Source organism: Streptomyces sp. WP-1, assembly GCF_030450125.1.
Classification (GTDB): Bacteria; Actinomycetota; Actinomycetes; order Streptomycetales; family Streptomycetaceae; genus Streptomyces; species Streptomyces incarnatus.
Map to the genome: position 1 here is coordinate 1,126,840 of NZ_CP123923.1, position 19,974 is coordinate 1,146,813.

A 19,974-nucleotide genomic window follows, 5' to 3' on the forward strand; every position below is an offset into this window, starting at 1 on the left:
GGGGCCGCCCGGCCCGGATGTCTCATGCCTTGCGCTGCATGGAACTCCGTGCCGGGTTGCCCTGTTCGGCGGCCTTGGGGTCCTTCTCGCCCGCCTTGGCCCGGACGCCGTCGGCGATGCGCTTGCCGATGGTCTCGTCGATGTTGGACCAGTACTGGAACGCGCGTTCGAGGACGGGCTCGGTCACCCCGTTGAGGAGATGCCCGACCACGTTGTCGACCAGCCGGTCACGCGCGGCGTCGTCCATGACCTCGCGCACCATCGTCCCGGGCTGCCCCCAGTCGTCGTCCTCCGGGTGGGAGACGTAGGCCGAGCGGGTGATCTCACCGTCGGCCGTCCAGCTCGGCGGGGACCCGTAACGCTCGGTGTCCGCCGCGGGGCCGCCCTTGGAGTTCGGGGCGTAGACGGGGTCGGTGGTGTTCCGGTATGCCATCGCCCCGTCCTTGGAGTACGTGTGGACGTCGACGACGGGGGCGTTCACCGGCAGTTGCTGGTAGTTGGCGCCGATCCGGTGGCGGTGGGCGTCCGCGTAGGAGAACAGCCGGGCCAGCAGCATGCGGTCCGGGCTCGGACCGATACCGGGGACGAAGTTGTTCGGCTGGAACGCGGCCTGCTCGATCTGGGCGTGGTTGTCCGTGGGGTTGCGGTCGAGCGTCATACGGCCGACCCGGATGAGCGGGTAGTCGCCGTGCGGCCACACCTTGGTGAGGTCGAACGGGTTGAACCGGTAGCTCGCCGCCTCGTCGTACGGCATCACCTGCACGTACAGGGTCCAGCTGGGGAAGTCGCCGTCCCGGATGTGCTCGAAGAGGTCCCGCGTGTGGTAGTCCGTGTCGGCCGCGGCCATCTGGTCGGCCTCGTGCTGGGTGAAGAACTCGATCCCCTGATCGGTCTTGAAGTGGTACTTCACCCAGAAGCGCTCGCCGGCGGCGTTGATCCACATGTAGGTGTGGGAGGTGTACCCGTTCATGTGGCGCCAGGTCCGCGGGATGCCCCGGTCCCCCATCAGCCAGGTCACCTGGTGGGCCGACTCCGGGGAGAGCGTCCAGAAGTCCCACTGCATGTCGTGGTCGCGCAGGTTGTTGTCGGCGCGCCGCTTCTGGGACCGGATGAAGTGCTGGAACTTCATCGGGTCCTTCACGAAGAACACCGGCGTGTTGTTGCCGACCATGTCGTAGTTGCCCTCGCTGGTGTAGAACTTCACCGCGAAGCCGCGCGGGTCGCGCCAGGTGTCCGGGCTGCCGCGCTCACCGGCGACGGTCGAGAAGCGGATGACCAGGTCGGTACGGACGCCGGGCTGGAACAGGGCCGCCTTCGTGTACGCGCTGACATCGTCCGTCACCTCGAAGTGACCGAACGCGCCGCTCCCCTTGGCGTGCGGCTGCCGCTCGGGGATCCGCTCCCGGTTGAACTGTGCCATCTGCTCGATCAGATAGGCGTCCTGCAGAAGAATCGGTCCCCCGGGTCCCACGGTGAGCGAGTGTTCGTCGCTCTCGACCGGGGCGCCGGAATCGCTGGTGGTGGCGGGTCGGATCTCCGTCATGGGTCTGCCTTTCGTGGTACGACACTGATGTCGTCGCGGCTGCCGGACGCGGACCGCCGATCGGCGACCGCACGCCACGCGGCCGCGAAGGAGTCGGTACGGTCCGGCACCCCGTTCCCACAGGCCGCGTGTCCCGGAGCGGGCGCGATAAACACAGGTGTCCCAATGAGTCGCGCGTGAGCCGCCCGGGAGCGAGCGGTCACCACAGGGCGTGACCGCCGCCCGCCGCGGCCGACGCGGGACGGTTTCCAGTCTCCTGTCCGGCCCGGCACCCTGCCACCCGCGCGTGGCGCACGGCGACACGGCGGGGGTCGCCGCGCATGTGGCGACCCCCGCCCTGCACGCCTCTCACCAGGACGACTTCGTCACCCCGGGCAGATATCCGGCGTGCGCCTGCGCCCGCACGTTCACCCGGGAGAGGCCGAACCTGCGCAGATGGCCGCGGGGGCGGCCGTCGAGGCTGTCGCGGTTGCGGACCCGGGTCGCGCTCGCGTCCCGGGGCTGGCGGGCGAGTTCCGCCCGCGCGGCGGTCTTCTCGTCGGCCGTGGCGTACGGGGACGCCAGGACGGCCTTCAGTTCGGCGCGGCGCGGGGCGTGGCGGGCCACGATCCGCTTGCGCCGCTCGTTCTTCGCGATCTTGCTCTTCTTCGCCATCAGACACGCTCCCCACGGGCCCGGATCCGCGCGACGGCGGCCTCGACGCCGAGGGCGTCCACGGCCTTGATGGCGCGCGCGCTCAGCCGCAGCCGGACATACCGCCCCTCACTGGGCAGCCAGTAGCGCTTGTTCTGGATGTTGGGGTCGAACCGGCGCGAGGTGCGCCGGTGCGAGTGGGAGATCTTCTTGCCGAAGGCCGGGCGGGCGCCGGTCAGTTGGCAGTGGGCGGACATGCGTGGTTCTGCCTTTCTCTCCACCGATGCTTATCGGTAATGGAAATCATTGTCGTATACTACCCGTCATGGCTCGCAACGAGGTACGCCCGATCGTCAAGCTCCGCTCCACCGCCGGTACCGGCTACACGTACGTGACCCGCAAGAACCGCCGGAACGACCCGGACCGGCTGGTGCTGCGCAAGTTCGACCCCGTGGCCGGACGCCATGTCGAGTTCCGCGAGGAACGCTGACCGCTCCGGCCGCCGCCCGACCGCCCTCACCCCGACCCAGGGAAGAGACACCATGAAGCCCGGAATCCACCCCGCCTACCGCCCGGTCGTCTTCCGCGACAAGGCCGGTGGCTTCGCCATCCTCACCCGCTCGACGATGACCAGCGACAAGACCGTCGAGTGGGAGGACGGCCGCACCTATCCGGTGGTCGACGTCGAGATCTCCTCGGCGAGCCACCCCTTCTACACCGGCACCGCCCGCGTGCTGGACACCGCCGGCCGCGTCGAGCGCTTCGAGCGCCGCTACGGGCGTGACGGGAACCGCCGATGAGCGTCGAGGGACCGATGCCGGTGGTGATCGTCGGCGGACTGCACGCCGACGCCCGGCGCGACACGGTCGAACAGCTGCTGCGCGAGGTGCCCGGCAGCGTCGCCCTGCACCACGATCTGTCCACCGGTCCGGCGGGCACCGTGCGCCGTACCGTCCGCGACGCCACGGGCGAGACCGCCTGGGGCGAGACGCCGCTGGTCAACGACTGCGCCTGCTGCGCCCTGCGCGAGGACCTCGTGCCCGAACTGGAGCGGCTGGCCGACGGCGGCCTCACCCGCCTCGCGGTCGTCGAGCTGTGGGACTCCGTGGAGCCCCGTGGCATGGCCGAGGTCATCGCCGCCCATGGCGGCGGCGCCTTCCGGCTCACCAACGTGCTGACCGCCGTCGACCCCGCCCTGGTGCTGCCCGCCCTGTCCAACGGCGACGATCTCGCGGAGGCCGGGCTCGCCGCGGCCCGGGCGGACCGGCGCACCGTGGGCGACACCTTCGCGCGGCAGTTGGAGTACGCTCCCGTCCTCGCCGTGACCGAGGGGCCCGCCACCGGGCTCGACGACCTGGCGCTCCTGCGGCAGTTGCATCCCCTCGCGCGTCAGATCCCCATCGATTCCGGGCAGTTGGGCACGGCAGCGGTCGCCGGGTTCGACGTGGCCGCGGCGGCGGCCGCACAGCATCCGGCCTGCGCCCGGCTCCCGCACGACTGCGACGAGGAGGGCATCGGCACCCTCGTCTGGCAGCGCCGCCGACCCTTCCACGCCGGCCGTCTCTACGCGGCGTTGGAGGATCTGTGCTGCGCCGCGGCCCGTAGCCGGGGGCGGTTCTGGCTGGCGGACAGGCCCGACAGCCTGCTCGCCTGGGAGGCCGCCGGCGGGGCGCTGTGCGTGGAGAACGCCGGGCCGTGGATGGCCGCGCTGCCGGACGCCGCCTGGGAGTTGATGCCGGCCGAGCGCCGTACCGCCGCCGCGCTGGACTGGCACCCCGAGCACGGCGACCGCGGCCAGCACCTCGTCTTCACCTCCCCCGGCCTCGACCGGGCGGGGCTGCTCTCGCTGCTCGACTCCTGCCTGCTCACCGACGCCGAGCTGGCCTCCGGCCCCGACGCCTGGCCCCGGCCCACCGGTTTCGACCAGCTGCTCGACCCCGTGTTCTGACCCGTTCCCTCCCTGCCGAGACCGTCCCCTCCGTACCGAGACCCGTCCCGCCCCCATACCGAGGAAGACTCCATGGCCCGCCCCACCAAGCCCGCTCCCGCCCGCACGAACCGCCCCAACCCGCTCGACGCGGCCGGGATCACGTACATCGACTACAAGGACACCGACCTGCTGCGGAAGTTCGTCTCCGACCGCGGCAAGATCCGCGGCCGCCGTGTCACCCGGGTCGGCCGCCGGCAGCAGCGGCAGCTCGCCGCGGCGATCAAGAACGCCCGCGAGATGGCCCTGCTCCCCCACTCCAGCCGCTGACCTCCGCGGCACCCGCCTTTTCGACGAAAGGACCGTCATGGCCGTCCCCAAGCGCAGGATGTCCCGCAGCAACACCCGTCACCGCCGGGCCCGGTGGCGGGCATCCGCCCCGGCGCTCGTCCCCGTCACCGTCGACGGCGGCACCCATCTGGTGCCCCAGCACCTCAGGAGGGCGTACGAGCGCGGCCTTCTGAAGCCGGGGGGCTGAGGCGAGGAGCTGGCATCCACTCGCCTTGACCTGGGTGTTCTCGGCCGGGTGCGCATCCCGGGGATTCTTATTGCACACTATTTGCAACAACCTAGGGTGTGCAGAAAGGGACCGAGATGGGTTCTCCGATCGTGCTCGGCATCGAGTCGTCCTGCGACGAGACGGGCGCCGGCCTGGTCCGTGACGGGCGGCTGCTGGGGCATGCGGTGGCGTCGAGCATGGCGGAGCACGCCCGGTTCGGCGGGGTGGTGCCGGAGATCGCTTCCCGGGCCCACCTGCACGCGCTCCGTCCGGTGGTCGGGCAGGCCCTGGACGAGGCGGGGCTGCGGCTCTCCGACATCGGCGCGGTCGCCGTCACCACCGGGCCCGGCCTGTCGGGCGCGCTCCAGGTGGGCCTGGCCGGGGCGAAGGGGGTCGCCTACGCGCTGGGCGTACCGCTGTACGGCGTCCACCACCTGGCCGGCCATGTCGCCGCCGACACCCTCGCGCACGGCCCGCTGCCCGACCCCTGCGTGGTGCTGATCGTCTCCGGCGGCCACACCTCGCTGCTCCTCGTCCGCGATCTGGCCCGCGACCCGATCCGCCATCTCGGCGACACCCTCGACGATGCCGCCGGGGAGTGCTTCGACAAGGTGGCTCGGGTCTTCGGGCTGCCGTATCCCGGCGGCCCGGCCATCGACCGGACGGCGCGCACGGGGGATCCGCGCGCCATCCCCTTCCCGCGTCCGCTGCCGGGGTCGTACGACTTCTCCTTCTCGGGTCTGAAGACGGCCGCCGCACGCTGGGCCGAGGGTCACGCGGGGCGGGAGCTGCCGGTCGCCGACGGGGCGGCCTCGCTCCAGGAGGCGGTGGCCGATGTCCTCAGCCGCAAGGCGGTGGCGGCCTGCGTCGAGCACGGCGTGGGCACGCTGGTCGTGGTCGGCGGCGTCGCCGCGAACTCGCGGGTGCGGGCGCTCACCGAGGAGCGCTGCCGGGCCGCAGGCGTCGAACTACGCGTGCCACCAATGGAGTTGTGCACGGACAACGGCGCGATGATCGCGGCCGTCGGTGACCTCCTCGTACGGGCCGGGGCCCAACCCGCCCCGCTGGACGTGTCGATCGACCCGTCGGCGCCGCTGGAGTACGCGGCGCTGCATCCGGTCACGGCCCGGGCGGTGGCGGCATGACCGGGATCCGCGTCCATGCGGGCGCCGAACTCCTCGCGCACATAGAGGACTTGAGGTCGGTCTACGTCGACGCCTTCTGCGCCCCGCCGTGGGACGAGGACGAGGAGCGGGCCGCCGAGTTCGCCCGGCGGCTGCGGGTGGACACCGGCAGGCCGGGCTTCACCGCCGCGACGGCGGTTCGGGAGGGGGAGTTGCTCGGCTTCGCCACGGCCCGGACCACCCTCGCCCCCTTCCCCGACGACGGCTGCCACGCGCAGGCCGCCGCCGGGCTCGGCCCCGACCACACCGTCGACTGGCTGGTCGGCGCCCGCCAGTTGGACGAACTCGCCGTCCGCCGCGCCGCCCGGGGCACCGGCCTGGCGGCCCGGCTCCTGGAGACGGTCACCGCGGACGCGCCAGGGGGCCGCTCCTGGCTGGTGACGTCCGTGCGGTCGGGCCGGGCCATGTCCTTCTACCGCCGCCAGGGCTGGACCCAGGCCACGCACCCCTCCCCCGACGGCCGGGGCGTCGCCGTCTTCCTCGGCCCCCGCCATCCGGCCCGCTCGCTGGCACCCCAGCCCCTGTGACCTGTCCGTCCGGCGGGACGCGGAACCACCGACGCGCCCCGCCACCTTCGCAAGCCCCACCCACCTTCGCAGGAGGAGAGACACGATGACGACCGTCCCCGCGACCATCGACCCGGCCCGGCCCGTGGCCACACTCATCAACGTCTTCACCGTCACCCCGGACCGCCAGGACGAACTCATCGCCCTGCTCGCCCGCGCCACCGAGGAGACGATGAAGCACCAACCGGGCTTCATCTGCGCCAACTTCCACGCCTCCGAGGACGGGGAACGCGTCGTCAACTACGCCCAGTGGGAGTCCGAGGACCACTACCGGGCGATGCTCGCCAACCCCGAGGCGCGCGTCCACATGGACCAGGCGGCGGAGTTCGCGACCGATGTCCAGCCACGGCTGTTCCAAGTCCGCTCGACGCACGGCACGGGCCGGTCCACACCGCGCTAGAAGCCGTGCCCCGGCCGGGGCTCTCAGATGCCGCCAGAGTACAGCGCCGCCGCCGGCGGGGTCTGCCGGCAGAGCACCTCGTGGCCGCGCCGTTCGGCGGTCACGAGGCCGGCGTCGCGGAGGACGGTGAGGTGGTGGGAGACGGTCGCCGGTGCCAGGCCCACCCGGCGGGCGGGACCGCTGGTCGTGCTGGGGACGAGCGTCTCCGCCAGGACGGCCGCGCGCCCGGCGCCCAGCAGTCGCGCGATCGCCGGTGGCCGCGTGGCGGGGGCCCAGAGCCGCGCGGCGCCGAGCATGGGGTAGACGAGGGACGGGGGGCGCGGCCGACGTGGCGCTGGTGGGGCCGATGCCCAGGTTCGGCCAGCCGAAGGCGGTCGGGACGAGGACCAGGCCACGGCCGCGCGGGTCGAGGCTCCCGCGCCGGAGCCCCCTCAGGTGCAGGGCGTCGTCCTCCCACCTGGCCCGCCGGTGCAGATCGGCGAAGAGCCCTTCCAGCCCGCCGTCGGCCAACTGCCGGGCGCACGTGGTGATGTCCGCGTCGAGCAGGCCGCGTACGCGGTCCCAGAGCGGTGCGACCAGGGCCCGCCATGCCTCACGCTGGTGCGCGACGAGCCTGTCCCGGGCGGCCACGGGGTCGCCGGTGAGGGCGCGGTACAGGTGCGGGGGCACCGTACGGGGGTCGAGGCGGCGGGCGTGCTCGGCGAGTTCGGCGGCGACGACGTCCGGGTCGGTGGCCCGGACCTGGGCGAGATCGTCCTCGATGGTGGTGAGCGGGCCGGTCGGGCTCGGCCACAGGAAGTCCGGCCCGTGCCCGCGCACCGGCACCGCGCCGTGTCACCCGACCCGAACCTCAGCACCAGCGTCATACCGCTCACGAGGGCAGACCTGGATTCGACGGACGCCGAATCCGCGTTCCCCCGGGCCCGGGAACGGCACCCTGTCGGTCATGGCCGAATCCTCGACCCCGCCGGTGGCGCCCCCGCCACGCACCCGTCTGCTGCGGGGGAACCCCGCGCTGCGTTCCCTGTGTGCCTCGCGGGCGGTGTCGTTCGTCGGCGACGGGATCACCGCCACCGTGCTCGTGGTGCTCGCCGCCCGGCAGGACGGGCCGGTCGGGTGCTGGAACTGGGCCACGAAGTGGTCGCGGTCGATGAATCGTCCGCCATGCCGGCGCACATCGAAGGCGCGGAAACCGTCGAGTCCAGGATCGAGGATCTGAGGCTGGCCCGCCGGTTCGACGTGGTTCTCCTGATGTCGCATCTGATCGAGAAACCGCATGTCGAGCAGGTCCGGGCATTTCTCAGGGTCTGCCGCGCCCATGTCGAGGACCGGGGGCAGGTCCTCATCCAGCGGGGCCCGCCGGGGCGGCGCTACCTGGACGAGCCGCCGTTCGCACGGGAAGTGGCGGACGGGTGCACGATCCGCATGCGCGAGCTGAGCCAGGCGTCCTCCGAGCTGCTGTCCTTCACCCTCGACTACGAGATCGACGGCTCCAGGCGGACGCAATCGGTGGTCACCAGGCCCGCCGACGACCACTGCCTCGCGTACGAACTGGGGTTGGCGGACCTGGAGATCGACCGCTTCCTGAACCCGAGCCGGTCCTGGGTCAGCGCCCGGCCGACTCCTGTGCCTCCGACCTGAACACGTAGGCACGATCGCCGGTGCCGGTCGCCGGGCGCCGAGGTGGCACATGGCGTGGTGCGCGGTGGTTGGTCAGATCCGTGGCCGCAGCACGTCGTACGCCCATGACCCCAGCGTGGTGGGGGTGGTGCTGCGCACGGTGCGGGGCTGTTCCGGTACGAAGCCGTCGCGCAGCCCGGTCGACATGCCGATGACCGCTTCGACCAGGCCGTCGGTCATGCCGGACGCGCGCAGCAGGTGCCGCATCGCGTCGTCGGCGACACGTTCGACGCGCAGGGGGCGGCCGACGGCGGCGGACACGATCTCGGCGGCCCGGGGCCAGGTGAGGTCGGCCGGGCCGTGCACCGCCTGGACATGGCGGCCGGACCAGTGGGTCGTGAGCAGGCGTGCCACGGCGACCTCCGCGATATCGCGGGGCGCGACCCAGGCGAGGGGCTGGTCCAGCGGGAGGATCACCGGGATCGCGCCCGCCCGGACGGCGTCGAGGAGGGCCTCCAGATTGCTGAAGAAGTAGCCGCAGCGCAGGTGGGTGACCGTGGCGCCGAGCGCGTCGAGGGCGGTCTCGGTGCCGGCGAGGCCGTCGATCTCACCGGCGCCGTGGCGCAGTTCGGCGCCGACGCTGCTCTGGAAGACGGTCCGTCCGATGCCGTTGGCCCGTACGGCGCGCACCACGCTCGCCGTGGCCGACGCGTAGTCGCCGAGCGGGTCCGCGCCCGTCGTCGGGGGGTCGACCCAGAAGAGGGCGTCGGCCCCGGCGGTGGCCGCGACGACCGCCTCCGGGTCCCGCTGGTCGACCGCGACGGCGTCGACCTCACGACGCACTCCGGGATCGAGCCGGCCGGGGTCGCGGGCGAGGACGAGGGGCCGCAGCCCGGCCCGGATCAGCAGGGCGACGACGTGACGTCCGACGTTCCCGGTGGGCGTGGTGACCGCGATACGCATGGCCCGGTGTCCTTTCACTGGCTGACGACTCACTGACCGACAACGCGACATTAGGCACCAAACCGGACACGTGCTGTCGTCTTTGCGGGCAGGTTCAGACGTCTGGACCATCGCCCCACCGGGGTGCCCCGCGCCGACGGCAGGACCGAGCCGGGGCGGCAGCGCCCCGATCGCGGCTCATACCGAGGGAGGTGCTCGCCGAGGGAGGTGCTCGCCGAGGGAGGTGCTCGCGGCGTCGTCCCGCCGTCCGGATACAGTGCGCGAGACGACAGCCCGGTCAGGGAGGGGAAGCGTGACCGACACCAGCAACACCCGGCCCGCCGAGGGTGAGGCGCCGGCGCCGCGGCCGAGCCGGCTGCACCGCCTGATGCGGTTCATCCCGATGATCGCCCCCGTCCTGCTGTGGGCGGTGCCCTGCGGGGTGCTCCTGTACACCGGCCAGCACTGGCCGCTCCCCGTCACGGCTGTCGGCACCGCCCTGTTCGTCCTCGGTCTCGTCGGCATGCCGCTCGCGATGGTGCGCGGCCACGGCAGACGCCAGCAGGACCGGGCGGCGATCATCGGTGACAGCCTGCTGGGCGCCAGCTGGATCCTGTTCACGTGGTCCGTTCTGCTCGGCGTCCTGTTGCGGCTCGCGCTGACCGCGGCCGGTGTCGGTGGGGGGCAGGACCGGGCCCGGATCGTCACGTGGGCCGTCCTCGGTGTGACCGCCGTACTGCTCGGCTGGGGATACGTCGAGGCCCGCCGCGTACCACGCGTGCGCCGACTCGACGTCCACCTACCGCGACTGGGCTCCGGGTTGGACGGCCTCCGTGTCGCCCTCATCACCGACACCCACTACGGCCCCCTCGACCGCGCCCGCTGGTCGGCACGGGTGTGCGAGACCGTGAACACCCTGGAGGCCGACCTGGTCTGCCACACCGGCGACATCGCGGACGGCACGGCCGAACGCCGCCGGGCCCAGGCCCTCCCCCTCGGTACCGTGCGGGCCACCCGGGCCCGGGTGTACGTCACCGGCAACCACGAGTACTACAGCGAGGCCCAGGGCTGGGTCGACCTGATGGACGAGCTGGGCTGGGAGCCGCTGCGCAACCGCCACCTGCTGCTCGAACGCGGCGGCGACACCCTCGTGGTCGCCGGTGTGGACGACGTCACCGCCGAGTCCTCCGGGCTGGCCGGCCACCGCGCCCACCTCGCCGGAGCCCTGGACGGCGCCGACCCCGACCTGCCCGTCCTGCTCCTGGCGCACCAGCCCAAGTTCATCGACCGGGCGGCAGCCGCCGGCATCGACCTCCAGCTCTCCGGTCACACCCACGGCGGCCAGATCTGGCCCTTCCACCACCTGGTCCGCATCGACCAGCCCGCCGTCGCCGGCCTCAGCCACCACGGCGCCCGCACCCTCCTCTACACCAGCCGAGGCACCGGCTTCTGGGGCCCGCCGTTCCGCGTCTTCGCCCCCAGCGAGATCACCCTGCTCGTCCTCCGCTCCGCGCAGCCGCCCGGGAGGTAGCGCACCGGCGCGTCGGCAGCCTCGGCGGCCTCGGCGGGGAGGAACGCGGCTGCCCGATCTCTTGTAATCCGGGAGCCGGCATTGTCGGTAGCGTGACCTGTTGCCGCATGGAGTGCCCATGCGTCCGGTTGGTCCGTGCGACGGCTTCCGGCGGAGAGTGATGGGGCTGCGATGAGTGAAGCGACGAAGCCGGAGGTCGATGTTCCGGAGGGTGCCGCTCCGACCGAGCTGACCGTCCGGGACCTCGTCGTCGGGGAAGGCCCCGAGATCAAGCCCGGCATGGTGGTCAGGGTCCACTACGTCGGTGTGACCTTCGAGTCCGGGAAGGAGTTCGACGCCTCCTGGGACCGGGGCCGGCCGTACAAGTTCGCCGTGGGCGGCGGCAAGGTCATCAAGGGCTGGGACCGAGGGGTGAGGGGGATGAGGGTCGGCGGCCGACGCGAGATCATCATTCCCCCGCGTCTCGGTTACGGCAATCAGTCGCCTTCGCCCTTGATCCCGGCGGGCTCGACCCTGGTCTTCGTGGTGGACCTGCTGGACGCGTATTCCAGCACGACCGGGTGGAGCAACGCCTAGGCCGTTTCTCTCGGACAGGGTCCGGTTGCCGGGGCGAGCGGAAATGGCCGGGCGAAAAGCCCCGCCGGGTCGGTACCCGACGGGGCTTCGCCGTGTCGACCGCTCTCTCGCGGCGGTCACCGACCGGGGGCCTTCACGGCATGGCCGTCCGAGCTTCCGGCGCTTCCGCGCGCCGGGCCCGGGACCGTCGCGGCGGGTTGCCGCCCGGTACCTACCGTGCGGTGACGTCGGAGGCGTAGACCAGGGCGGTGCGGTGGTTGTACTGGATGGTGTACATGCTCTTCCCCCCGGTGACGACCCGGCCGGTGGAGGGGAAGTAGTCGTCGGTGGGGGCGGGTGCGGCGGTGGTGACGTAGGCCTGGCCGACGGGGACGCTGTAGAAGGTCAGCGGGGTCTGGGTGGAGGGGGAGAGCCCGGCGGGGTATTCGTTCGCGTCCGGGTAGCTCGATCCGTACACCGCCACCGGTGCGGTGCCGGCGGCGCCGACCACCGTCACATCATGGGCGGGGGTGGTGTTGCAGCCGTGCGGGTTGAGGAACCAGACCTTCGTGCCGCTGTACCAGATGGCCGTCCAGTCGCCCTGCCGGTCGGCGACGACGAACTGCTGCCCGGCCGCCGCGGTGCTGCCCCAGTCGCTGACGCGGTCGGTGCCGATGCCGTCCGGATGGATGGCCTGGTCGCCGAAGAGCGGCGCGGTGGCGCTGGGCGCGGTGCGCAGATACACGAAGTCGGAAGGCTGGGTCCGCTCGGTGCACTCGGGTGTGGCGCCGGTGGGATCGTCGGACGGGCAGACCTGCACGGTCTGCTGGTTGCGGGCGTACCCGGGGGTGATGGTGACCACGGAGCCCACGCGGCCCACGCCGTGCCGGCCGTCCACCGGGGCGTGCAGCAGCCGCATGAAGCGCTCCCAGTCCCAGGACGGGCCCGGGTCCCAGTGCATGCCGGAGACGAGGGCCGAGCTGGGTCCGGGCACGTTGTCGTGCCCGATGATGTGCTGCCGGTCCAGCGGTATGCCGAAGCGCTCGGCCAGGTACCGGACGAGTTCCGCGCTGGTCTCGTACTCGGTCTGTGTGTACCAGGTGCCGCCCGCGGCGGCGTACCCCTCGTGCTCGATGCCTATCGAGTGCAGGTTGGTCGAGTAGTTGCCCGCCTGGAAGGAGATGTCCTTGGTGGGCACCATCTGCGTCACGGCGCCGTCGGAGGAGCGTATGACGTAGTGCGCGGACCCGCCGCCCGGTTTCTGGAAGGCGTTCAGGACGGCGTCGTAGGACGCCTCGGTGTCGTGGATGACGATGGAGTCGATCCTGATCCCGTTGGCGGGACGGTCGGACACCTGGCCGTTGGCCGCCGCGGCCGGCAGGAAGGCGCAGTCGAGGGTGGCGGGGCACTCGGTGTCGCCCGTCGCGGCCGTCGCCTTCAGGTGCAGCACGGACAGCTGCCTGGTGACCGGCCGGACGCCCGGGGAAGCGGGCAACTCGATGTGCTGTCCGTCCCGGGTGGTTTCCTCCGCGCCGTTCTCGACCGTGGTGAACACCCGGTCGGCGAAGGCTTTTGCCGCCCGCTGCCCGGAGGAGCCGCTGTAACGGGCCACTGCGGCGTACCACTTGCCCGGGTCCTTCGGAGTACCGCCGACCGTGCTCTTCGCGTAGGAGGCGAGGAGGGCGGCACCCCCACGGATGTTGGCGGCGTCGTCCCCGCGCAGCCGCTTCCCGGGCAGCCCCGTCAGCCTGGCGGCGGCCTGGAGGGTGTGCAGGGACGGATCGGCGGCCAGTTGGGCGAGGTCGGCGCGGCCGACCGCACCCGCGTCGCCCCCGGCCAGCATCCCGCTCGTCACGTCGGTCAGGTGCATCGGCCCGTAACCGCCGCCGGTGCTGCGCTCGCCGTCATGGGCGTCCCATGCGGACTCGTGGTATGCCACGGCGAGCAGGACGGGCAGCGGGACGTCGTACTCCGCCGCCGCCTGCTCGAAGGCGTGCTGACGGCTGTCGGCCGCCGTCCGATGCCCCACTGCCTGGGCGGCCGGAGAGGCGGTCGCGACTCCCGCGGCGGCCAGCACACCTGCCGCGAGAATCAGTGGCAGCCGCCGACGCGGCTTGCGCTCATGCACGTGTAAGTACCTGTCTTTCCTGCATCGAATCCGGACCTCGAAAGTCACCGTCGCGGCATTCCAAGACCGTGACACGGTCTGGAATCGCCTGACTGTCCATAAGATGATTGGCACATGATGTGACGATGATCAAGCCAGCCAGGTTCCCCGCTCGCGGATCACACTGTGGCGGGTACGGCGAGTTCGCTCGCGGAGGGCTCGGGAGAGAGACGGCGCCGGGTGTGCCGTCGTGACCTGCGCGGTGAGCGCCAACCGGCCACCTGCCGGCCGCCCTTGATGCACCCGGGGCGCCGAGGGTCCCGGCGGCATGAGACGTCTCGCCCCTGTCCTCGCCCTCGGCGGCCTGCTGTTCACCGCGCTTCCCGCGCACGCCGCGGAGGACGGTCCCGCGCACCGCGACAGCTGCGGCCGGCTCCCGTGCGGCGACCGACGGCTCGGACGCCCGGTCGATCCTCGCGCTGTGCCCCGGTCGTGCGGCGCAAGCGGCCGCAGTTCTCCGGCGCCCGGACTCCTCGCGCCCTGGCGCCTGGCCGAGGCACCCCGGCGGTACCCGTGAAAAAGGAGCGAGTTCAGCGGGAACCTTCGGTCGGGTGCCGGACACATACAGGGCATGGAAGTGAACGACGTTGGTCCCGCCGCATCTGTCGGAGCGTTGTCCGACCGGGAGTTGTGGGCGCGGGCCGTCGACGGCGATCGGGAGGCGTTCGGCCGGATCTTCGACCGTCATGCGAGGACCGTCTACAACCACCTGTTCCGGCGGACGGCCGACTGGTCGGAAGCTGAGGATCTCACCTCGGCGGTGTTCCTTCATGCTTGGCGGCGGCGTTCGGCGATCGTGCTGGACCGTGATTCGGCCCTGCCGTGGCTGCTGGGCATCGCGGAGCACCTGTTGTCGAACACCAGGCGGCGGCTGCGGCGGGCCGAGGCGCTGCTGCGGCGGCTCGTCTCACATGCCGAGTCGGTGAGTGACCACGCGGACCGGGTCGCCGGCGAGGTCGACGACGCGCGTCGGATGTCGCAGCTGCATCGGGCGCTGGCCCGGCTCCCACGGCATGAACGCGAGGTCGTCGAGCTCTGCATGTGGTCGGGCCTGGATCAGCAGGCGGCCGCGGCGGCGCTGGGAGTGGCGGTGGGGACCGTGAAGTCCCGACTGCACCGAGCGCGGCGGAGGCTGGGGGCCGACCTCGCCGGCGGGCCAGGGGGCGCGTCGTCGTCCAGTTCGCACCATCCCGTCACCGCGGAGGAGGTCGCGCGATGAACAACACGCAAGGTATTCCCGCGCCTCCCCCTGATCGTGATCTGCCGGATCACCGGCGGATCCGAGAGGACCTATTGATGAACATCGATCCCGAGGACGAGCGGACTTCGCTGGCGCGCAGGTGGGTGCTGCCGTTGGGTATCGCCGCCGGTGTCGCGGCGTTGAGCGTCGCGGCCGTATCCGCGTTCGGCGGGGAGAGGGCCGCCGAGCCTGTCCAGGCCGGCAGCGGTGGACGTCCGACGAGCGCCGCCGCGTCACCGGGTCCGAGCCGGGTTTCTCCGGCGGCCGGGGCGGACTCGACGCCGTCCTCGGCCCCCTCGGCCTCCGCTCCCGCCGCGTTCACCGTCACCAGCGTGGCCACGACCCCGATCAAGACGGGGGCAGTCGCCAAAATCCTGGCCTCCTGCCTGGGATCGGACGCCGCGAGATTCCACCCGGTGATCGCCGTCCGTACCCCTGCCGCCTCCAGGGACTGGGACGGCGCGGTCATCGCCGTCGACTCGGCCGGGCAGTACGTGCAATGCCAGGCCAAGGGCGAGCGGGGCAGCAGCCAGGACGTCCCGCCGACGTTCATCAACAACCGCCTGTGGGGCTCCGGCCACATCGTGGAGTACTTCGACTCCCTCGGCCGGCCGACCGGCCGAGGGCGGTACCTCTCACTCGGCGCCGGACACTACACATCCGGCGTCGCCAAGATCACCGTCAGCTACGGCGAGAACCCGAAGCAGTACCCGGCGGTCATGGCAGGAGGCGCGTTCTTCTACACGGCGGCCTTCTCCACCGGTTCGCTCGCCCCCAAGGCCCTCTCCGCGAAGACGACCCCGTACGTCCATGCCTACAACGCGGCCGGCAAGGAGATCTACAACCAGAAGAAGGATCCGCAGTTCACCGGCACCTCCGAGTAGGCCGGCCGCGCGACTGCCCCTGCTGGTGCCCCGGCGACAGTGCCGGGGCACCGGCGACTTCGGCGCCGCGCCCGCCCTGCCCGCCCTGCGCGGCGAGGGAAAGCCGGTCGGCCAGGGCGCGGTCCTCACGGCCGCGCCGCACCGCGCCCCGCACATCACCGGCGCCGAGATGGGCAGTGTGCAGCTGGTGGAGAACGGGATGCTGCGGCTGGAGAAGCACACCGGGCTCAACAAGCGCTTCACCGACCACTTCACCTTCGTCGAGCACTCGACGACGTGCGCGCAGGCCGCCGCCGAGGCGCGCCAGGTGACCGTCGAGGACGTCGCCGCCTGCGACACCTTCGACGAGGGTTTCCGGCGCGCGATCCTCCGGGCCGGGAGTCTCGCCTGCCACAGTGTTCCGCTGATCAGCCCGAAGGGTGCCGTGGTCGGCATGATCTCCTCCCACCATGACAAGGCCCTCGGCGACTTGACCGGCGCGCAGTCGAACTTGCTGCACGAGCTCGGTGGACAGGTCGCCCGCCGGCTCGTCCGGCACCGGGGCACCGTCGCCGGCGCCCTCAACCGTCTCCACGCCCTCGCCACCACCCGCCGCTGACCGGTCGGCGGGTGGACCGCCCGCGGTGGGTTTACGGTGTGCCCCGTCGCCGAGGTGTCGGACGGAGTCCCCGGGGCATCGGCGGAGTATGGATGCACAGTCATGGGCCCGGTCATGGGTACCGAGGAGACGCGACGAGGTGCGCCGGGCCGCGGACGGTACGGCGATGGCGGTGGCGGCCCGCTCCGGCTTCGCCGCCCGTGGGCTGATCCACGTCCTGGTGGGCGTCATCGCGCTGCGGATCGCCTTCGGCGGCGACAGCGGCCGGCAGCAGGCCGACCGGGGCGGTGCCCTGGAGGAACTCGCCGGCCGGCCGCTCGGGGTGGCGCTGCTCTGGATCGTCGGCGTCGCGCTCGCCGGGATGGCGCTGTGGCGGCTGTCGGAGGCGGTGTTCGGCGGGGCGGGACCGGGGGCGGGCAAGCCGTCGAAGCGGTTGGGGTCGGCGGCCCGGTGCGTCTTCTACGCCTTCCTCTCCTTCTCGGTGCTGGCCTACGCGGTCGGCTCCCGGGGCAGCGGCAGCGGGTCCTCCGACCGGAACACGCAGGACGTCACGGCCATGGCCCTGCGGTGGCCGGGCGGGCAGTGGCTCGTGGGCATCGGCGGCGCCGCCGTGGTCGTCAGCGGTGTGTGGATGGCGGTGCGGGCCCTGCGCAAGAAGTTCCGCAAGAATCTGCGCACCGAGGCCATGTCGCCCACGGCCAGGCGGATCACGGACTTCTTCGGTGTGGTCGGCGGCACGGCGCAGGGCGTCGTCTTCGCGGTGGCGGGCGGGTTCGCGATCGTCGCGGCCGCCCGGCATCGGGCCGGTGAGGCGAAGGGCATCGACAACACCCTGCGCTCCTTCCGCGATCTGCCGACCGGGCCCTGGCTGCTCGCCCTCATCGCGCTGGGCCTGGCGGCGTTCGGGGTCTTCTCCTGGTGCTGCGCACGGTGGCAGCGGGTGTGACCGAGCCCGCCCACAGGGGGCGGTAGGTGGGTGTGTGCGGGGCCCGCCCGCAGCCGTGGCCCGGGGGGCTCGGGCGGTCACGGAAGCGCCGGCGGCTCCAGGGGGCTGTCGGCGCGCTGACGGCGACGCGGGCCGGGGCGCCGGGTCCGGGCGCACTGCCGTCCGGTCTCCTCTCCCTGTCCGGCGTCCTCGCTGTCCCTGAGGGCGATACGGACGGTGATCCTCTTGCCCTGCGGTTCGGGCAGGATCTCGAAGGACTCGGCGACGGCCAGGACGATCTCCAGACCGTGCTGCCCCACCCGGCGGGGTTCGGCGGCCCGGACCACCGGGGGCAGGGCGACGGAGTCCCACACCGAGATCTCGATCCGCGGCTCTTCCCCCCGGGCACCGGTGATCCGCAGGTCCATACGGATCGGGCCGGGGGCGTATTTGCACGCGTTGGTGACCATTTCGCTGACGACGAGCCGCGTGAGGTCGAGGGCGCGCGCGGAGACGGCGACGGCGTGTTCGGCCTGGGCGCGGGTCAGGAACCCCACCGCCTGGTGCCGTGCCGCGGCGATGCATCCGGGGCCTCCGTCGAACTCGGCGACGGAGAGCATCGGTTGGGCGGGCACGGGCCAGCGGCCACCGGTACGGGGCCGGGGCGCCGTGCGGATCGTTGGCGCTGCGTTCACGTGGCGGCCCATACCCCGTCGCACGCACTCCATGCCTCGGATCCGCTGCGGCGTATCTCACGTGGAGGCCTGAGGCCCCCCGCACGGCTGGTCCTGGCGGCGGGTCAGCGCGATGCCGGCGGCGCCGATCGCGCAGGCGATGCCCGCCACCAGGTACGCCAGGTGGTAGCCGCTGAGCCGGTTGCCGGTGGTCGCGGCGAGGAGGACCAGGGCGGCGACGCCCGCGCTGGAGCCGATCTGCTGGGCGACGACGTTGACCGCGCCCGCGACGGCATGCTGCTTCGGGGGGACGTCGGAGAGGCCGGAGGTGGTCATGGCGGGGAAGTTCAGTCCTTGGCCGAAGCCGCTGATCACCAGGCCCGGCAGTACGTGCAGCAGATAGTTGCCGTGCGGCGGGGTGGTGATCCACAGCGCCGTGCCCGCACCGATCAGGAGGAGGCCGGTGACCATCAGGGTGCGCGGGCTGTACCTGGCCAGCAGGCGTCCGGTGGCGAAGTTGGCCGTGAGGAAGACGGTCAGGGACATCGGGACCAGGGAGAGGCCGGATTCGACCGGTGAGTAGCCCAGCATGCCCTGGAGGTACAGGGGCGCGAAGAAGACGATCGCGACCGACGCCGTGTACTGGAGGAACGCCGCCGCGGTGGCGAGCCGTACCGAGGAGACCCGGAAGAGTGCCAGCGGCAACAGCGGGTCGGGGGCGCGGTGTTCGTGTACGGCGAAGAGCACCAGAAGGACGACCGCCGCGGCGATGAGCGCCCAGGCCCACACTCCGCCGAGGCTCACGCCGATCACGAGCAGTGCGAGGCCGAGGGTGCCGGATATGGCACCGGCCATGTCCAACGGGACCCTGGTACCCGCCCCGTCGGGCAGCCCGGAGCGGGTGATCGCGAGCACGATCGCGCCGAGCAGCACCGAGAACCACAGCACCGACCGCCAGCCGAGGAACTCGGTCAGTACGCCGCCCAGCAGCATCCCGCCGCTGAAGCTGGCCGCGCCGACCGCCGCGTACACGCCCAGCGCCCGGCCCCGGCTCGGGCCCTCCGGGAACACCTCGGTCAGCAGGGCCAGCGCCGCCGGGCCCGACAGGGCCGCGCCGATGCCCTGGACCGCCCGCGCGCCGAGCAGCACCGCGCCGTCCGGCGCCAGCGCCCCGGCCAGGGCGGCCACGGTGAACAGCGCGACCCCGGCCTCGAAGACCCGGCGGCGGCCGAACACATCGGCCAGCCGGCCGCCCACCAGCAGGAAACCGGCGAAGGTGACGGAGTAGGCCGTCATGACCCACTGCAGCGTGGTGTCGCGCAGGTCGAAGCGCGCCCCGACGGACGGCAGGGCCGCGTTCAGTACGGCCATCCCGCTGAGGTCCAGTGCGAGCGCCCCGGCCAGCACCCCGAGCGCCAGGCCCGGCCGGTACGACAAGGCCCGCCCCTGTGCTGATGTGTTGAGCATCGCGGTGCTGTTTCCTCTCCCCAGGACACGAACCCCCTAAGACGATCACCGTGCCCCATCCAGGTCAATCTCCTGTATTCCAAGTGGCTTGAAACAAGGCTCAGTTCATACGGTCGGCCAGCGCGCAAGCCGGCGAACCGGCCACACGGGAGCCAAATCTTGCCAGTGCGGGATCCGGCCAGCAGACACTCTTGCCCCACCAATCACCGGATGGCAGGCTGACATATGCCGATCGGGGTGAGCACCTCGTCATACGGTCCGTCCGGGGTAAAGCGGACCGTGACTCCCGTCGGCGGCGGCCGTGCGGGCGAGGGGTTTCGCGTGTGCGTCGCCGCAGTCAACGCAACTGACCGTGAGCTGATTCTGTCGGGATGACTCAACGAGGGCGGTTCAGTGCAGTCATTGGGTATTCGGCGGCTCCGCCTTTGTGCACGGGGCCGCGCGATCCGTCGAGCGTGAGCCGGTAGCCGTCCGCTGACCACGGACGCTCGATCGCTCGGACATTCCTCCAACTCCTTGTCCCTCAGCACCTCTTGGCCGATTTCGCGTGTGTGGTGAC

Annotated in this window: 23 protein-coding genes and 1 pseudogene; 14 read left to right on the forward strand and 10 right to left on the reverse strand. The window is 72.2% G+C overall.

Annotated features, from left to right (window positions below; all coding sequences use genetic code 11):
• Positions 1-22: 22 nt before the first annotated feature.
• From QHG49_RS04645 to rpmB, 3 genes are all read right to left on the reverse strand, one after another.
• Positions 23-1,543 carry a catalase gene (locus QHG49_RS04645; RefSeq protein WP_145487391.1) on the reverse strand — a complete coding sequence of 507 codons (1,521 nt, stop codon included), beginning with the start codon at positions 1,541-1,543 and terminating at the stop codon, positions 23-25.
• Between the two features lie 348 nt (positions 1,544-1,891).
• Complete coding sequence (gene rpsN, locus QHG49_RS04650) at positions 1,892-2,197, reverse strand: 30S ribosomal protein S14 (RefSeq protein ID WP_145487390.1); 306 nt, start codon at positions 2,195-2,197, stop codon at positions 1,892-1,894.
• A complete protein-coding gene (gene rpmB / locus QHG49_RS04655) occupies positions 2,197-2,433 on the reverse strand; it encodes a 50S ribosomal protein L28 (RefSeq protein WP_301487312.1) in 237 nt (78 codons plus the stop codon). The genes rpsN and rpmB overlap by 1 nt, the downstream gene beginning before the upstream one ends.
• A gap of 68 nt (positions 2,434-2,501) precedes the next feature.
• Between rpmB and rpmG the strand changes: the two genes are divergently transcribed.
• From rpmG to QHG49_RS04695, 8 genes are all read left to right on the forward strand, one after another.
• On the forward strand, positions 2,502-2,666 hold the full coding sequence (rpmG, locus tag QHG49_RS04660) for a 50S ribosomal protein L33 (protein ID WP_085567822.1): 165 nt from the start codon (positions 2,502-2,504) through the stop codon (positions 2,664-2,666).
• Positions 2,667-2,718: 52 nt separating this feature from the next.
• Positions 2,719-2,976, forward strand: a complete 258-nt coding sequence (locus tag QHG49_RS04665; protein ID WP_145487388.1) for a type B 50S ribosomal protein L31 — start codon at positions 2,719-2,721, stop codon at positions 2,974-2,976.
• Positions 2,973-4,124, forward strand: coding sequence for a GTP-binding protein (locus tag QHG49_RS04670; RefSeq protein ID WP_301487313.1), 1,152 nt, complete (start codon positions 2,973-2,975; stop codon positions 4,122-4,124). The genes QHG49_RS04665 and QHG49_RS04670 overlap by 4 nt, the downstream gene beginning before the upstream one ends.
• A gap of 72 nt (positions 4,125-4,196) precedes the next feature.
• Positions 4,197-4,433 (forward strand): 30S ribosomal protein S18, encoded by a 237-nt coding sequence (gene rpsR, locus QHG49_RS04675; RefSeq protein WP_159706895.1) that lies wholly within the window; start codon positions 4,197-4,199, stop codon positions 4,431-4,433.
• Between the two features lie 37 nt (positions 4,434-4,470).
• Complete coding sequence (gene rpmF, locus QHG49_RS04680) at positions 4,471-4,641, forward strand: 50S ribosomal protein L32 (protein WP_145487385.1); 171 nt, start codon at positions 4,471-4,473, stop codon at positions 4,639-4,641.
• Between the two features lie 116 nt (positions 4,642-4,757).
• A complete protein-coding gene (gene tsaD / locus QHG49_RS04685) occupies positions 4,758-5,807 on the forward strand; it encodes a tRNA (adenosine(37)-N6)-threonylcarbamoyltransferase complex transferase subunit TsaD (protein ID WP_301487314.1) in 1,050 nt (349 codons plus the stop codon).
• On the forward strand, positions 5,804-6,373 hold the full coding sequence (locus QHG49_RS04690) for a GNAT family N-acetyltransferase (protein WP_301487315.1): 570 nt from the start codon (positions 5,804-5,806) through the stop codon (positions 6,371-6,373). The genes tsaD and QHG49_RS04690 overlap by 4 nt, the downstream gene beginning before the upstream one ends.
• Positions 6,374-6,458: 85 nt before the next feature.
• On the forward strand, positions 6,459-6,812 hold the full coding sequence (locus QHG49_RS04695) for an antibiotic biosynthesis monooxygenase (RefSeq protein ID WP_145487382.1): 354 nt from the start codon (positions 6,459-6,461) through the stop codon (positions 6,810-6,812).
• 23 nt (positions 6,813-6,835) lie between these two features.
• Here the strand turns inward: QHG49_RS04695 and QHG49_RS04700 are convergent, their stop codons facing one another.
• The 3 genes and pseudogenes from QHG49_RS04700 to QHG49_RS04710 form a co-directional block, all read right to left on the reverse strand.
• On the reverse strand, positions 6,836-7,108 hold the full coding sequence (locus QHG49_RS04700) for a helix-turn-helix transcriptional regulator (protein ID WP_301487316.1): 273 nt from the start codon (positions 7,106-7,108) through the stop codon (positions 6,836-6,838).
• Positions 7,109-7,220: 112 nt separating this feature from the next.
• Positions 7,221-7,637 (reverse strand): annotated as a pseudogene (locus tag QHG49_RS34020) (transcriptional regulator); the annotation flags it as partial.
• Between the two features lie 888 nt (positions 7,638-8,525).
• A complete protein-coding gene (locus tag QHG49_RS04710; RefSeq protein ID WP_301487318.1) occupies positions 8,526-9,395 on the reverse strand; it encodes an NAD(P)H-binding protein in 870 nt (289 codons plus the stop codon).
• A 292-nt stretch (positions 9,396-9,687) separates the two neighbouring features.
• On the opposite strand from QHG49_RS04710, the gene QHG49_RS04715 reads away from it, so the two are divergent.
• Positions 9,688-10,905 (forward strand): metallophosphoesterase, encoded by a 1,218-nt coding sequence (locus QHG49_RS04715; protein WP_301487319.1) that lies wholly within the window; start codon positions 9,688-9,690, stop codon positions 10,903-10,905.
• Positions 10,906-11,076: 171 nt separating this feature from the next.
• The gene (locus QHG49_RS04720) at positions 11,077-11,481 is read left to right on the forward strand and encodes an FKBP-type peptidyl-prolyl cis-trans isomerase (protein WP_145487377.1); all 405 of its coding nucleotides are present in this window, start codon (positions 11,077-11,079) and stop codon (positions 11,479-11,481) included.
• Between the two features lie 211 nt (positions 11,482-11,692).
• On the opposite strand, the gene QHG49_RS04725 is transcribed toward QHG49_RS04720, so the two are convergent.
• Positions 11,693-13,588 carry an N-acetylmuramoyl-L-alanine amidase gene (locus tag QHG49_RS04725; protein ID WP_301487320.1) on the reverse strand — a complete coding sequence of 632 codons (1,896 nt, stop codon included), beginning with the start codon at positions 13,586-13,588 and terminating at the stop codon, positions 11,693-11,695.
• A 610-nt stretch (positions 13,589-14,198) separates the two neighbouring features.
• On the opposite strand from QHG49_RS04725, the gene QHG49_RS04730 reads away from it, so the two are divergent.
• A complete protein-coding gene (locus QHG49_RS04730; RefSeq protein WP_201300723.1) occupies positions 14,199-14,846 on the forward strand; it encodes an RNA polymerase sigma factor in 648 nt (215 codons plus the stop codon).
• Between the two features lie 49 nt (positions 14,847-14,895).
• On the opposite strand, the gene QHG49_RS04735 is transcribed toward QHG49_RS04730, so the two are convergent.
• The gene (locus QHG49_RS04735) at positions 14,896-15,207 is read right to left on the reverse strand and encodes a hypothetical protein (protein WP_236576554.1); all 312 of its coding nucleotides are present in this window, start codon (positions 15,205-15,207) and stop codon (positions 14,896-14,898) included.
• Here QHG49_RS04735 and QHG49_RS04740 point away from each other — a divergent pair.
• The 3 genes from QHG49_RS04740 (at position 15,200) to QHG49_RS04750 (ending at position 17,295) form a co-directional block, all read left to right on the forward strand.
• Complete coding sequence (locus tag QHG49_RS04740; protein WP_236576553.1) at positions 15,200-15,751, forward strand: hypothetical protein; 552 nt, start codon at positions 15,200-15,202, stop codon at positions 15,749-15,751. The genes QHG49_RS04735 and QHG49_RS04740 overlap by 8 nt on opposite strands.
• Before the next feature lie 25 nt (positions 15,752-15,776).
• On the forward strand, positions 15,777-16,349 hold the full coding sequence (locus QHG49_RS04745) for a GAF domain-containing protein (protein WP_301487321.1): 573 nt from the start codon (positions 15,777-15,779) through the stop codon (positions 16,347-16,349).
• Between the two features lie 166 nt (positions 16,350-16,515).
• The gene (locus tag QHG49_RS04750; RefSeq protein ID WP_145487427.1) at positions 16,516-17,295 is read left to right on the forward strand and encodes a DUF1206 domain-containing protein; all 780 of its coding nucleotides are present in this window, start codon (positions 16,516-16,518) and stop codon (positions 17,293-17,295) included.
• A 77-nt stretch (positions 17,296-17,372) separates the two neighbouring features.
• On the opposite strand, the gene QHG49_RS04755 is transcribed toward QHG49_RS04750, so the two are convergent.
• Both QHG49_RS04755 and QHG49_RS04760 read right to left on the reverse strand, forming a co-directional pair.
• The gene (locus tag QHG49_RS04755; protein ID WP_328707430.1) at positions 17,373-17,969 is read right to left on the reverse strand and encodes an ATP-binding protein; all 597 of its coding nucleotides are present in this window, start codon (positions 17,967-17,969) and stop codon (positions 17,373-17,375) included.
• Between the two features lie 57 nt (positions 17,970-18,026).
• Positions 18,027-19,415: an MFS transporter gene (locus tag QHG49_RS04760; RefSeq protein WP_301487322.1), complete on the reverse strand. Its 1,389-nt coding sequence runs from the start codon at positions 19,413-19,415 to the stop codon at positions 18,027-18,029.
• Positions 19,416-19,974: the final 559 nt, after the last annotated feature.

What these genes read in the sequence shown, in the direction of transcription:
- QHG49_RS04690 (WP_301487315.1), top strand. Translation starts at nt 5,804, where the DNA reads ATGACCGGGATCCGCGTCCATGCGGGCGCCGAACTCCTCGCGCACATA.
- QHG49_RS04730 (WP_201300723.1), top strand. Translation starts at nt 14,199, where the DNA reads ATGGAAGTGAACGACGTTGGTCCCGCCGCATCTGTCGGAGCGTTGTCC.
- QHG49_RS04670 (WP_301487313.1), top strand. Translation starts at nt 2,973, where the DNA reads ATGAGCGTCGAGGGACCGATGCCGGTGGTGATCGTCGGCGGACTGCAC.
- rpsN (WP_145487390.1), bottom strand. Translation starts at nt 2,197, where the DNA reads ATGGCGAAGAAGAGCAAGATCGCGAAGAACGAGCGGCGCAAGCGGATC.
- QHG49_RS04700 (WP_301487316.1), bottom strand. Translation starts at nt 7,108, where the DNA reads ATGCTCGGCGCCGCGCGGCTCTGGGCCCCCGCCACGCGGCCACCGGCG.
- QHG49_RS04750 (WP_145487427.1), top strand. Translation starts at nt 16,516, where the DNA reads ATGGCGGTGGCGGCCCGCTCCGGCTTCGCCGCCCGTGGGCTGATCCAC.
- rpmF (WP_145487385.1), top strand. Translation starts at nt 4,471, where the DNA reads ATGGCCGTCCCCAAGCGCAGGATGTCCCGCAGCAACACCCGTCACCGC.
- rpmG (WP_085567822.1), top strand. Translation starts at nt 2,502, where the DNA reads ATGGCTCGCAACGAGGTACGCCCGATCGTCAAGCTCCGCTCCACCGCC.
- rpmB (WP_301487312.1), bottom strand. Translation starts at nt 2,433, where the DNA reads ATGTCCGCCCACTGCCAACTGACCGGCGCCCGCCCGGCCTTCGGCAAG.
- QHG49_RS04760 (WP_301487322.1), bottom strand. Translation starts at nt 19,415, where the DNA reads ATGCTCAACACATCAGCACAGGGGCGGGCCTTGTCGTACCGGCCGGGC.
- QHG49_RS04645 (WP_145487391.1), bottom strand. Translation starts at nt 1,543, where the DNA reads ATGACGGAGATCCGACCCGCCACCACCAGCGATTCCGGCGCCCCGGTC.
- tsaD (WP_301487314.1), top strand. Translation starts at nt 4,758, where the DNA reads ATGGGTTCTCCGATCGTGCTCGGCATCGAGTCGTCCTGCGACGAGACG.
- QHG49_RS04720 (WP_145487377.1), top strand. Translation starts at nt 11,077, where the DNA reads ATGAGTGAAGCGACGAAGCCGGAGGTCGATGTTCCGGAGGGTGCCGCT.
- rpsR (WP_159706895.1), top strand. Translation starts at nt 4,197, where the DNA reads ATGGCCCGCCCCACCAAGCCCGCTCCCGCCCGCACGAACCGCCCCAAC.
- QHG49_RS04665 (WP_145487388.1), top strand. Translation starts at nt 2,719, where the DNA reads ATGAAGCCCGGAATCCACCCCGCCTACCGCCCGGTCGTCTTCCGCGAC.
- QHG49_RS04695 (WP_145487382.1), top strand. Translation starts at nt 6,459, where the DNA reads ATGACGACCGTCCCCGCGACCATCGACCCGGCCCGGCCCGTGGCCACA.
- QHG49_RS04710 (WP_301487318.1), bottom strand. Translation starts at nt 9,395, where the DNA reads ATGCGTATCGCGGTCACCACGCCCACCGGGAACGTCGGACGTCACGTC.